Annotated in this window: 11 protein-coding genes; 1 reads left to right on the top strand and 10 read right to left on the bottom strand. The window is 44.1% G+C overall.

Annotated features, from left to right (window positions below):
* Positions 1-374: 374 nt before the first annotated feature.
* The 4 genes from CUU66_RS13710 to CUU66_RS13695 form a co-directional block, all read right to left on the bottom strand.
* The gene (locus tag CUU66_RS13710) at positions 375-1,709 is read right to left on the bottom strand and encodes an MATE family efflux transporter (protein ID WP_101643115.1); all 1,335 of its coding nucleotides are present in this window, start codon (positions 1,707-1,709) and stop codon (positions 375-377) included.
* A gap of 28 nt (positions 1,710-1,737) precedes the next feature.
* On the bottom strand, positions 1,738-2,421 hold the full coding sequence (locus tag CUU66_RS13705; protein WP_101643113.1) for a diphthine--ammonia ligase: 684 nt from the start codon (positions 2,419-2,421) through the stop codon (positions 1,738-1,740).
* 92 nt (positions 2,422-2,513) lie between these two features.
* Positions 2,514-3,557 (bottom strand): cytochrome d ubiquinol oxidase subunit II, encoded by a 1,044-nt coding sequence (locus CUU66_RS13700; RefSeq protein ID WP_101643111.1) that lies wholly within the window; start codon positions 3,555-3,557, stop codon positions 2,514-2,516.
* 12 nt (positions 3,558-3,569) lie between these two features.
* Positions 3,570-4,928, bottom strand: a complete 1,359-nt coding sequence (locus CUU66_RS13695) for a cytochrome ubiquinol oxidase subunit I (RefSeq protein WP_101643129.1) — start codon at positions 4,926-4,928, stop codon at positions 3,570-3,572.
* A gap of 136 nt (positions 4,929-5,064) precedes the next feature.
* Here CUU66_RS13695 and CUU66_RS13690 point away from each other — a divergent pair, with 136 nt between their 5' ends.
* A complete protein-coding gene (locus tag CUU66_RS13690) occupies positions 5,065-6,054 on the top strand; it encodes a hypothetical protein (protein ID WP_142383729.1) in 990 nt (329 codons plus the stop codon).
* A 137-nt stretch (positions 6,055-6,191) separates the two neighbouring features.
* On the opposite strand, the gene CUU66_RS13685 is transcribed toward CUU66_RS13690, so the two are convergent.
* Genes CUU66_RS13685 through CUU66_RS13660 form a run of 6 tightly spaced genes read right to left on the bottom strand, consistent with a single transcriptional unit; the run spans position 6,192 to position 12,702 of the window.
* Positions 6,192-7,721: an acyl-CoA carboxylase subunit beta gene (locus CUU66_RS13685; protein WP_101643107.1), complete on the bottom strand. Its 1,530-nt coding sequence runs from the start codon at positions 7,719-7,721 to the stop codon at positions 6,192-6,194.
* A gap of 18 nt (positions 7,722-7,739) precedes the next feature.
* Complete coding sequence (locus CUU66_RS13680) at positions 7,740-8,522, bottom strand: enoyl-CoA hydratase (protein ID WP_101643105.1); 783 nt, start codon at positions 8,520-8,522, stop codon at positions 7,740-7,742.
* A gap of 17 nt (positions 8,523-8,539) precedes the next feature.
* Positions 8,540-9,445 carry a hydroxymethylglutaryl-CoA lyase gene (locus CUU66_RS13675; RefSeq protein WP_101643102.1) on the bottom strand — a complete coding sequence of 302 codons (906 nt, stop codon included), beginning with the start codon at positions 9,443-9,445 and terminating at the stop codon, positions 8,540-8,542.
* Positions 9,446-9,467: 22 nt separating this feature from the next.
* Positions 9,468-9,680 (bottom strand): acetyl-CoA carboxylase biotin carboxyl carrier protein subunit, encoded by a 213-nt coding sequence (locus CUU66_RS13670; protein ID WP_101643099.1) that lies wholly within the window; start codon positions 9,678-9,680, stop codon positions 9,468-9,470.
* A 12-nt stretch (positions 9,681-9,692) separates the two neighbouring features.
* Positions 9,693-11,051 carry an acetyl-CoA carboxylase biotin carboxylase subunit gene (locus tag CUU66_RS13665; RefSeq protein WP_101643097.1) on the bottom strand — a complete coding sequence of 453 codons (1,359 nt, stop codon included), beginning with the start codon at positions 11,049-11,051 and terminating at the stop codon, positions 9,693-9,695.
* Between the two features lie 16 nt (positions 11,052-11,067).
* Positions 11,068-12,702, bottom strand: coding sequence for an AMP-binding protein (locus CUU66_RS13660; RefSeq protein WP_101643127.1), 1,635 nt, complete (start codon positions 12,700-12,702; stop codon positions 11,068-11,070).
* Positions 12,703-12,707: the final 5 nt, after the last annotated feature.

Raw genomic sequence — 12,707 nt, 5'->3', positions numbered from 1 at the left:
CTTCGCCTGCGGGGTCTCACCTGATAGAAAAGCGGAAGCGCCTTGTTCAGACCCGATAAAGAAGACTTGCTGATTGGCGAGCGTTAGCGAAGACAGAAGCTTAGTCGCGCTTATGCGTTAGCCAAGCATTAGACAAGCGGGCCGTGGAAAGCGGTTTTCCTTTCCATGGACCGATTGGCTTATGACTCGAGGGTCTAGGCGCTGGAGCCGGACAATGCCCGCTATTCCCGCAGGAGTCTCGCACCTTACGCTCCATAACCTGATCTAACAATAAGGTGATGTAACAAAACTTATTAAAAAACAACAATCTTTTAGAAAAGAGCCAAATTAAAAGACCAAATCCCTGCCCAGGATTTGGTCTTTTTGTATCTTTCTCATTTACTAAATATCTTTTTCTCTTTCCACGTCCCATAGCGGTAATAAAGAATGGCAAAGAAACTGCTAATGAAAAAGCTGGCTCCCATGCCTATTCCAATGCCTGATGATCCAAATAGGCTGGATGCAAGTGAGGTTAACGGAAATCTCAAAACCCAGAACGAAATGATATTTAACATAAGAACAGCCATCATCGCTCCGGATGCCCGAACCACTCCATTTAAGATAAAGTTTATGCCAAGGAATGGATAAAAGAACGCAATGATCTTCAAGTATTGTGTACCGAAATGAACTGCCTTCTCATCCTCTACAAACAAACTTATCCCCCATGAGGCAAATAGGAAGACGAGCAAGGCTATAACAAACATGATCATTAGGTTATAGAAGACAGCATATAACGATATTTTGTGGACGCGTTCCCATTTTTCCCTGCCGATATTCTGGCCGGCCATGCTGTTTACGGCGGTTCCCAGAGCATGTGCAGGCAGCATGAGGATACTGTCCAGTCTCTGGGCGGCTCCAAACCCCGCCACCACTGAATTTCCATAAGAATTCACCACACTCATGATTGCCATTAACCCAGCAGAGATGACACTCATCTGAAGCCCGGAAGGAATTCCCAGCTTGAGGATCGTGAGTGTTTCCTCTCTTTTCGGAATTTTAGGTAAAGAGAGCGGGACAATTTTCTGTTTGATGATATACCACAGTCCGTAAAAAAAGGAAAATCCCTGCGATAGGATCGTTGCAAATGCAGCGCCTTCAATGCCTAAATCAAAGACAGAAATAAATATAGGATCCAGGATTGTATTTAAAATAACCGCAATAAAGACAAATCTTAGCGGTGCCTTACTATTTCCCATGGCTCTTAATATAGTGCCGATAAAATTATAGCCAAATAAAAAGACGATTCCCGCTAAATTGATCTGAAGATATTTTACTGCCTGGGGAATGATGTCTTGGGGTGTCCCCATCATGTTTAATATAAACTCAGCAAGTACGTATCCTGAGATTCCCAGTAATAAAGCTAAACTGAATAAAATGACTACAAAGCCATTAAGATACCTCTTCAGCCTTTCCTCATTGTTCCTTCCTTTCGCTTGCGACAATATCGTGAGAGCAGCATTGTTTATGCCGATTATAAAAGAAAGGATCGTAAAGATGACTGTGCTTGAAACGGCGACGGCTCCCAGGGCATTTGAACCGATCAGGTTTCCAACCCATAGGCTGTCAATAAATTGATAAGAGGTCTGCAATAAGTTCGCCAATAAAATCGGAGTTGAAAAAACAATCAGCTGTTTAAAGATATTCCCAGTTGTAAAATCATGCTGAGCCACTTATCGGCCCTCCTTTCGTTTTAAAGCTTCAGTTTCCCTTGCCATCAGGGGTTAATGCAAGATTAGCGAAAATCCACCTGTCCCCTTTTTCTTCAGGCAGTTCTATCTGATAAGAAATAGGTTTGTTAAAAATAGGGCCATCATATACAAACGTGTGATATTCTCCGTTTTCACCGCAGGGATCCATATTTGCTGGGAAACGATCGATCATTTCCTTTGTGAGAGTCTTTCCCAGGTAGTCCTGTGTCAGTTTTTCAGTATCAACGGCAGCAATTACCGCTTTCCACCCTGACTCCACGATAGAGCATACAAATTCTGAAGTATCTCTTCCCCATAACGGAACGAGCAGCTGAAAGCCAAACTTCTCTAGTAACTGTTCCTTATAAACCCTTACATCTTCCAAGAATAAGTCTCCGTAAGCAATCTTGGTCACGCCGCAGGTTTCTTTGAAATGATTCATGGCGTTGATCAGCCCATCCTCAAATTCTATTGCATTAAATACATCCATTTTAATCTTATACAGAGGCAGACCAATAGATTCAGCCTGTTCTTCGACGATCCGTTCATCAATATGATGACTTGTCGTTTTCCCTTCTTTTGTACAGGTAGTAACAAGTGATACGACCTCGTATTGATTCCCTGTTTGCAATTCATGAAGAAGTACTGCAGAATCCTTGCCCGATGAAAAGGCAAGTACTATTTTTTCACGCATACATTTTTCCCCTCTTAGTAAGCCGTACTTCTATTTTATCTAATAAAACAGCCTTGAACAGAAAAAAGCACCGCCAATAAAAAATTGGGGTGCTACTCCTCTCTCTGCTGCAGGCTTTTGTTTTTCATAAACAGACTCCAAAAGTAGTAAAAGCCCGGGAAGAGTATAGCGAATCCTACTACATAAACAATGAAAACCGCCCGGAATGAATTCGGATCTGTAAATCCAGATTGGATGGTTACATTCGGATATACGATGTATGGTAAATGTGCTCTTCCGTAAACATAGCTTGCAAGCATGTACTGAATGATTGCTATTACAACAGCAAGCCTAGGAATACCGCGGGTACCGTTCTTGCCCGGGATGATCAGCGCTATTCCGGCTAACAAAAAACAGACAGCCGATGCTAGTAACAGAGGTATATTTTTCATCATCTCATCGAAAATCCAGGCGGCCTCCCTTTCGAGTGTTACCATGATAAAGAAAGCACTGATCAATGATAGTGGACCTGTGATGATTGCATCACGTTTGTATACGTCATAGGCCCTCATGTCATCTGATGTTTTGGAGTAATCGGCCAGCAGCAGTGAAGACAGAAATAACGAACTGCTGATTGCGAAAGCCATGAAGGCATATACATTAGGGCTTGTAAACAGTCTGGCTAAAGACAATGTTTCTCTCCCATTCATTTCGACTACATAGCCTCCCTGCGATATGGGAAGCACGGCCATCAATAAGGCAGGGATTATAATGCCTGTCACACCTGAAACATAAATCAGAAGTGATTTATATTTTTCGGCAGTGTGTGAAAAAACCAGGAATGCGCTCCGAATGGCCAGAAGCAAAAGTATTAGACATCCCGGTACCAGCAGAATGGTTCCAAGTGAATAGGCTGCCCTTGGAAACATGCTGTAGATAGCAACAACCAGGGCGACAATAAATACATTGGAAACCTCCCAAGTCGGCGATAAGTAGCGGTTTGCAATGTTTGTCGCATTTGTTTTCTCCCGGTTGATATAGACCATCGACCAGAATCCCGCGCCAAAATCCATGGATCCCATAACAGCATATATAAAAACAAAACCCCAGATTAATGTGATCGCTAGTATTTCATCCGTTAATGTTAATCCTGTCATCTTTGTCCCCCCTTAATGCACCGTATAATTTTTATCATCGCCATCCGTCTGATTCGAAAGGTCGTTCATCAGTGGATGCCTCTTGAAGTAAAAGTATAGTACAGCTATGACCGCGATACCCAAAAGCAGGTATACCAATACGAACAGCAGATAAAGTGTCCCGAGATTTGTTTGGCTTGTCACTGAGTCGGCCGTACTGAGAATATGATAGATAGTCCAAGGCTGCCTGCCGGTACAGGCCAAAATCCAGCCGAATTCAATCGCGAGTACGGAAAGAGGACCTGCAAGGGTAACTGCCCACAGAAGCCATTTGGGAAGTACTTCTTTTTTAAGGAACTTGATCCAGATGATTCCCAGCGCCGCTATGAGAAGTGAATACATACCGACTCCAACCATGCCGTTAAACATCGTATGAATGAATAAAGGCGGCCAATGTTCTCTCGGAAATTCGTTTAAGCCGCGGACCACGGTGTCAAAGCTGTTTCCGGCCAGAAAACTTAAGGCCCATGGAATTTCCACTCCATATTTAACTTCCTTTGTATCCGGGTCGACCGTACCGCCGATTAATAACGGAGCATGTGACTGCGTTTCAAAAAGCCCTTCCGCTGCTGCCAGCTTTTCAGGCTGATATTCATGAAGGAATTGGGCCGACGCATGGCCGTTCAGCGAACTTAATAATGCGATGGCTCCGCCTGTTACGAGACTCATGAAGAGAGCTTTTGAATGAAATTTATAGGACCGGCTTCCAGGTGAATTCCTTAGCATTTTATAGGCAGCAGTCGCCCCAAAAACAAAAGCTCCAGTCATGATAGCTGTCAGTGAAACATGACCAGCCGTTACAAAAAAGCCGGGATTAAAAAATGCCGCCCATGGGTCCACATCCACAATATGGCCATTTACAACCCTGAAACCTGCAGGAGTTCCTTCGAAAGCATGTACATTAGAAATTAATACAGCTGAAGCGAGTGCTCCAAGTGTAACAAGTACCAGTGATATAATTCTTGCTCTTGCTGAAATTCGATCATATGCATATACATAGATGGAAAGGAATAATGCTTCAATAAAGAAAGCATAAATTTCAATCTGAAATGGCAATGCCATAACACGCCCGATAACCTCCATGAAACCTGGCCACAGAAGTGAAAGCGATACCCCTGCAATAGTACCTGACGGAATAGCAATCCCGAGAAGCACCCCTTTTGTCTTCGTCCACCTTCTTGCCATAATGGAATAATCCTGATCCTTTGTTTTTAAAAAGACAAATTCTGACATCAATATCATGAAGGGGATACCGATTCCCAGGGTAGCAAAAATAATATGAAAAGCCATGGTCGTGCCAAACATGGCTCTCGCAATAACCAAATCACTCACAGTCATCACCTTTTCCTCTTCCAGTTTTTCTTTAATTTCTTCAAAATGGAAATTATTATTCATGAAAGAAGGATTTTTCGGGGCAGCTTATCGAATTTTAAATAAAATAGATTTGACGAAAAAAGGGGGATTCTGTATGAACCAGATGATTACCGCTGTCATTCTTTTTGCAGCCATCTATTTAGCTTTTATCTTTGGGAAGCGCTGGTTTCCTGCTTATCAAAACAGATTGAAGCCAATCGGAATTCCGGATAACCTTGGTATAAAGCCGAATCTAGGGCTTGAGGGTCTGGCAGAAAGACTCGAGAAAGCCTGGGACAATGAATATGCAGCCAATGTGAAAGAAAGGGTTCTAGCAGAAGGAAAAATGACCGCTTCCGAATATGACATGTATGAGCTGGAGCTGAAGCGATTTTTCCTTATGTCTGCCCTGTTAAAAAATGTGCCTATGTATAATGAACAAGTCGATGAAATATGGCACGAAATGCTCATGTTCACCAAGAATTATGAAACGTTCAGCTTTAAATTTACCGGATGTTATATTCACCATGAACCTAATGTTACTAAGAATTTGCTATCAGAAACGGTTCATGCTAAAAACAGTTCGGAAAGAGCCTGGTTTGAACTGATCTATACCAATCTCTTTGAATGGTCTCCGAACACTTTCATCATTTTTGGTCCTTTTAGATTTGAGTTAGATCAGGAGGTACTGTGGGATTTTGAAGCAAGCACCATACCGGAACTTTCTGAAAAATACTTCAATCCTAAAAACGTAGAAGCAGAAGCAGCTGCCGGAGCTCTGATCAAAAAATTAATAGACGATATAGATACGATCAGACATAACGAAAATTTGAAATCCGGAAAAATAAGTCTAAAGAAAAACTCGACTTCAGATTCAATTTTGATTCCAACGGTACTTTTTACCTCCTACTATGGGATTGATGATCAAGAGATTAAAAAAGAAGCATCCCGGAATAATTGCTCAGGGTGGTCAACCTGTACAGGGTCCGGCCCAGATCATAAGCATGATCATAATCATCATGATCACTCCTGCAGCTCGGGAAATTCCTGTTCCAGTTCAAGCTGCTCTTCAAGCTCCTGCGGAAGTTCTTGCGGGGGATCCTAATTGTGAAAAATATCGGTAAAATATGATATAAGGTTATTAAATCAAAAAAACCATAGAAAAAAAATAAATCCTTTTGATATTAAACAACCCAAAAAAGAATTCCCTACATCTGGGAATTCTTTTTTTGATTTGTCCTCTTAAACTGGATACACTCCATGCTTTCTAGCAGTAAAAGTCAGTTGTTTGGTAGAATATGCTTCAAAACGTGTGATAAGTTCATCCCGGAGGCGGTCCGGCTGAACGATGTCATCGATGACCATTTCTGATGCCAGGCGGTAGATATCAATGTCCTGTTTGTATTCCTCGCGCTTTAATTCAATGAATGCAGCCCTTTCTTCCGGCGGAAGGTCTTTGATTTTATTCGCGTATACGGCGTTCACTGCCGCTTCCGGCCCCATGACAGCAATGGATGCACTAGGAAGCGCCAGGCAGCAATCCGGTTCGAAAGCCGGTCCGGCCATGGCATACAGCCCTGCTCCATACGCTTTTCTGACTACCACCGAAATTTTTGGTACAGTTGCTTCACACATAGCTGAAATCATTTTTGCTCCGTGGCGGATGATTCCCGCCTGTTCCACCTTTGTTCCGATCATGAAGCCAGGAATATCCGCCAGAAACAGCAATGGAATATGGAAGGCATCACATAAGTTAATGAATTTGGCTGCTTTATCGGCTGAATCCGGGAAAAGCACTCCGCCTTTGACGCGGGGCTGGTTTGCAAGAATACCGACCGGTTTTCCATTCATTCGTGCAAGGCCGGTAATCAGCTCGGGAGCAAACAGCTTTTTGATTTCGCAGAACGAGCCTTGATCAATCAAATTATCTATTAAGTCATACATCTGAAAGGGTGCATTTTGATTCTGAGGCAGCAGCTCGGAAATAGGTTTAATATCTTCACGGGGCCCAATCCCATCCACGACAGGTGGCTGTTCACTGAAATTGGCACCAAAATAGGATAAATATTTCCGGGCAAATTGGATGGCTTCCTCTTCTGATTTTGCCATTACATCACCGCATCCTGATTGGGAACAGTGCATCCGTGCGCCGCCCATCTGCTCCTCTGTCACTTTTTCACCAATGACCATCTCTGCCATCCTTGGGGAGCCAAGGTACATGGAAGCATTCCCTTCCACCATTACAACAATGTCACAGAAAGCCGGAATATAGGCACCTCCTGCGGCTGAAGGGCCAAATAGAAGACAAACCTGGGGAACTCTTCCGGATAATTTAACCTGATTATAAAAGATCCGCCCAGCTCCGCGTCTTCCTGGGAACATTTCAACCTGGTCGGTAATCCTCGCTCCTGCGGAGTCTACTAGATAGAGCATGGGTATATTCAGCTTTTCAGCGGTTTCCTGGATCCGAATGATCTTTTCTACGGTACGTGCTCCCCATGATCCAGCTTTCACAGTAGAATCATTGGCCATGACGCAAACGGTCTGGCCGTTTATTTTTCCTAACCCTGTTACCACACCGTCTGCAGGCAGCCCTTCTGCACTGCAATTAGCAAAAAATGCATCTTCAATGTCAAGCCCGTGATCGAATAATAGATTAAGGCGCTCTCTTACGAAAAGCTTCCCTTTTTCGGAGTTCTTCTGATGATATTTTTCTGATCCGCCCTTCTGAATTCTTTCGACAGTCTCCTTCAGTTTTTCCTGAATGGTCATGGTCAACCTCCGTAAACATTATTCCCCAATATAACGGGGCTGGCGTTTTTCTTTGAATGCGTTCAGACCTTCTAATCGGTCCTTTGTAGGAATGGTCGTGCTATAGCATTGTTCCTCCAGCTTAAGCCCCGTCGCAAGATCAGTCTGCATGCCCAAGTCTATTGCCTTTTTAGCCTGTGCAACAGCTATCGGAGCATTCTTTGCAATCTCACCTGCAAGGCTTAAAGCCTTTTGCAATAATTCATGTGGAGGTACCGCAGCTGAAATGATTCCTGCATCTGCTGCCTCTTCTGCTTGAAGTCTTCTTGCGGTATAAATAAGTTCTTTGGCTTTACTGATGCCGATAATACGCGGCAGTCTCTGCGTCCCGCCTGCTCCTGGAATGATGCCAAGTGAAGTTTCTGTCAAACCCATTTTTGCTGATGAAGAAGCAATCCTTATATCACAGGCCAAAGCCAGCTCAAGGCCCCCTCCAAAACAGGCACCGTTTATGGCAGCGATAACAGGCTGAGGCAGATTTTCGAGTTTTTTCACCGTCTCACCGATTAAAGCAACAGTCTGCCTAACCTCTTCAGGACTCATTTTTGCCCTCTCTTTAAGATCAGCACCAGCACAGAAGGCTTTTTCCCCGGCGCCCGTGAGAATGACCACTCTTACTTTTTTCTCGAATTTTATCTTATCCAGGGTGTCACCCAAACCCCGAAGGAGCTCCACCGATAAGGCATTAGCCGCTTCGGGGCGGTTCAAGGTAAGGATAGCAGCTCCTTCTTCGTTCATTTCTATAGTAATAGATTCAAGAATGATTGATCACCTCTATATTATGCTTTCGCAGCATTGTATACGGCCATTTGATGGCTGGGAAGCTTGGACTGCATTTTTTGCTGTAAAAAGTATCCGGCGTCCAGAAGTTTATCCTGATTGATTCCTGTATCAATTCCCATTTTTTCAAGCATGTGCACCAGGTCATCTGTCGCGACATTGCCTGAGGCACCAGGGGCATAAGGACAGCCGCCAAGTCCCCCCAGCGCCGAATCGAATGTATCGAAGCCCATTTCCAGCGCTTTTAATATATTTGCGAGCGCCATTCCCCGTGTATCGTGAAAGTGAAGGGCGAAACGTGCTCCTTTGAATGTTTTCAAGCATTGTTCAAGGATTTCTTCCACCTGCCTTGGATTGGCAATACCAATCGTATCGCCAAGCGAAAGCTCCTCAATACCCATCTCAAAAAGTCTTTCACAAATAGACAACACTTGAGCGGCTGGAACTTTCCCTTCATAAGGGCACCCAAAAACAGTGGATAGGTATCCTCTGACTTTTTTTCCTTCTTGGAGGGCCAGGTTAACGGTTTCTTGAAGGACCGGATAGGTATCATGGATGGATTTGTTAATATTTTTTCGATTGTGGCCTTCTGAAGCCGACATAAACACCGCGATTTCATCCATTTTAGCGTGTAGTGCTCCCTCAAGACCTTTGAGGTTCGGAACCAGGGCGGCATATGTCACTCCTGGCTTTCTGTGTATTCCCTCAGCCACTTTAAGGGAGTCAGCCAGCTGTGGAATCCATTTAGGATTCACGAACGAAGTGACTTCGATATAAGATAACCCAGTCTCTGAAAGTGAATCGATCCACCCGATTTTCGTTTCCGAAGGGATAATTTTCTTTTCATTTTGAAGTCCGTCCCTTGGACCGACTTCCTTGATTGTTACTTTTTCAGGCCACTTCATCCCTATCCCCTCCGAGCCCGCTTTATTCTATAGTGGCTAGCACATCCCCATCATTTACAAAGTCACCTTCATTGACTTTAATCTCTGCTATGGTTCCATCCTGTTCAGATGCGATAGGGATTTCCATTTTCATAGATTCTAAAATGATAATATCCTGTCCTTCGGTTACCTGTTCACCCGGTTCCACCAATATTTTCCAGACGCTTCCTGCCATGTTAGATTTAATTTCTGCCATTTTGTTTTCCTCCTAGGATGAAATTGTGTTTGTTTTTACTATGTTTTTTTGAATAAAATCTGTAGTTGTATCACCGGATTTAAAGGCTTCATGCGCAACAATCTCTGAAAGCAGCGGAATGTTTGTCTTGATTCCTTCCACATGATATTGAGCCAGTGCTTCCTCAAGCCTTGCGGCTGCCTCACCTCTCGTACGGCCCTTAATAACCAGTTTAGCAATCATTGGATCATAAAAAGGTGTGACATGTGAGGTGGAAGTTACCCCAAGCTCATGGCGTATGCCAGTGCCTTGAGGCAGCTTAAGATTAGTAATTTTTCCGGGTGAAGGATACATGGTTTTTGGATCCTCTGCGTAAATTCGGACTTCAATAGCGTGGCCTTTCAACACTATGTCCTTCTGCTGAAATCCTAAGCTCTCCCCGGAAGCGATTCGGATCTGTTCTTCCACAAGGTCCAGTCCGGTTATTTCCTCCGTTATTGGGTGTTCTACCTGAAGCCGGGTATTCATTTCTAAGAAATAAAAGTTCTTTTCTTCATCCACTAAAAATTCAATCGTCCCTGCATTGCTATAGCCGATGGATTTTGCTGCCTCCACTGCTGCTTTTCCCATTGCTTCCCTTGTTTCCCGGTCTAGAAATGGTGAGGGTGCTTCCTCAAGTACCTTCTGATGCCGGCGCTGAATGGAGCATTCGCGCTCCCATAGGTAAACAGTATTTCCATGCTTATCTGCCAGGACTTGAATTTCAATATGCCGCGGCTTTTCAATCAGCTTTTCAAGAAACATATCTCCATTCCCAAAAAACATGACCGCGCGTTTTTGGTTTCCTTCAAATGCCTTTCTTAATTCTGCTTCCGTGCTGCAGGCCTGCATCCCGATGCCTCCGCCTCCGGCTGAAGCTTTCAGCATTACGGGATACCCAAACTGCCCTGCCAGCTCTGCTGCTTCATCTGCATCTTTAAGCGGCCGGGATATTCCCGGAACCAGCGGAAGGCCGGCTGCTTCCATCGCTATTCTGGATTCCACCTTTTTTCCCATTAGAGAGATGACCTTTGGAGAAGGGCCGATAAATACGACTCCCTCTGCTTCGCATGCTTTAGCAAATTCAGCATTCTCACTTAAAAATCCGTATCCCGGGTGAATGCCTTCTGCTTTCGTCTCCTTAGCAATCTCTAAAATTTTTGCACTGTTTAAATAACTCTCCTGAACCCGTGGACCACCGAGTAAATATGCTTCATCAGCACTTTCAACAAAAGGAGCTTCCTTATCGGCTTCCGAGTAAACAGCAACGGTCTTTATTCCCAGCCTCGAACAGGTTTTAATGATTCTTTCAGCGATTTCTCCCCTGTTTGCTATCAGTATTTTCTTTAACAAGACAGTATCCTCCTCATTACGATTTGACATTTATTAGACTTAGTGAGAGCTCTCTCAGTTTAAATTTCTGGATTTTTCCAGAAGCTGTCATCGGATATTCTTTCGTGAACTGTATATATTTCGGTATTTTATGCTTTGATATATTGCCGCGGCAGAAATCTTTAATATTCTCAACCGACAGCTTTTGGCCTTCGCGAGGAATGATCCAGGCCATCACTTCTTCCCCGTATTTTTCATCAGGAACTCCGATGACCTGAACATCCATTACTTGCGGATGAGTATATAAAAACTCTTCTATTTCGCGGGGATAAATGTTTTCCCCTCCGCGGATGATCATATCCTTCAGCCTGCCCGTTATCCGGCAATATCCGTTTTCATCCATGACAGCCAAGTCTCCCGTATGCAGCCATCCCTCTGAATCTATCGCCTTAAGGGTTGCATCCGGATCTTGATAATAGCCTTTCATCACATGATATCCCCGTGTACATAGCTCACCCTGTATCCCCCGGGGCACTTCCTGATTCGTTCCCGGCTGGACGATTTTCACTTCCACATTGGGAAGTGCTCTTCCGACAGATGAGACTCTTAGCTCCAGCGGATCGTCTGTACGCGTTTGGGTTATGACCGGCGAAGATTCAGTCTGTCCGTACGCTATCGTAATTTCAGCAGCCCCCATCCTGTCCACTACAGCCTTCATTACCTCCAATGGACAATTGGATCCGGCCATGATCCCGGTCCGGAGCGTTGATAGATCGAAGGAATCAAAATCATCCAGGCTGAGCTCCGTGATAAACATCGTTGGCACGCCATGAAGACCGGTACATTTTTCATCCTGCACGGTTTGCAAAACAGTACGCGGATTAAATTCCTGGACGGGAATCATGGTCGCACCCACTGAAACACAGGCCATCGTACCGAGAACACAGCCAAAACAGTGAAAAAACGGAACGGGAATGCATAGCCGGTCCTCATGCGAGAGTTTCATGCACTGGGCAATGTTATAGCCATTGTTCACAACATTCGAGTGTGTGAGCATGACTCCCTTAGGGAATCCGGTCGTACCAGACGTGTACTGCATATTTATGACATCATCCCAATGAAGGGATTTCATCCGGAAATCAAGTTCTTCCTCAGTTATCTGTTCTTTTCCAGAAAGTACGTCATTCCAGTTAAAGGTGCCAGGGAATTTTTTATCGCCCATTACAATTACATTTCTAAGCATCGGGAGCTTTTTTGATAGAAGCTGGCCCGGCTTAGAATTTCTTAATTCAGGAATAATTTCGTATAAAGTATCAATATAAGAATGTCCCTTAAATTCTTCCATTAAAATAATAGTTTTTGAGTCGGACTGCTTTAACAGAAATTCAAGCTCATGAGCCTGATAATTGGTATTGACCGTAACCAGGACTCCTCCCATTTTCCCTGTAGCAAATTGGCTGATCAGCCACTCAGGGGTGTTGGCAGCCCAGATCGCTATATGATCCCCTTTTTCAATTCCCAAGCTCATAAATCCTCTCGCTGCATCCCGGCATACGCCGTTAAATTCTTCATAGCTGTATCTGAGGCCCCTGTCTGCATAAACCATTGCCTCTATTTTGGGTTGTCTCGCTGCTACATCCTCTAATAATTGCCCTACAGACACTTTTAAGATTTCAG

Origin of the sequence: Peribacillus deserti, assembly GCF_002863585.1 — a bacterium.
In the GTDB taxonomy this organism is placed as follows: Bacteria; Bacillota; Bacilli; order Bacillales; family DSM-1321; genus Paraperibacillus; species Paraperibacillus deserti_A.
Note: the sequence above shows the minus strand (reverse complement) of the source record. Positions and strands in the feature narration are given on the sequence as shown.

Bases quoted from the DNA above. Each gene is read 5' to 3' on its own strand.
- CUU66_RS13705 (WP_101643113.1), bottom strand. From the start codon at position 2,421: ATGCGTGAAAAAATAGTACTTGCCTTTTCATCGGGCAAGGATTCTGCA.
- CUU66_RS13700 (WP_101643111.1), bottom strand. From the start codon at position 3,557: ATGACAGGATTAACATTAACGGATGAAATACTAGCGATCACATTAATC.
- CUU66_RS13690 (WP_142383729.1), top strand. From the start codon at position 5,065: ATGAACCAGATGATTACCGCTGTCATTCTTTTTGCAGCCATCTATTTA.
- CUU66_RS13685 (WP_101643107.1), bottom strand. From the start codon at position 7,721: ATGACCATTCAGGAAAAACTGAAGGAGACTGTCGAAAGAATTCAGAAG.
- CUU66_RS13675 (WP_101643102.1), bottom strand. From the start codon at position 9,445: ATGAAGTGGCCTGAAAAAGTAACAATCAAGGAAGTCGGTCCAAGGGAC.
- CUU66_RS13670 (WP_101643099.1), bottom strand. From the start codon at position 9,680: ATGGCAGAAATTAAATCTAACATGGCAGGAAGCGTCTGGAAAATATTG.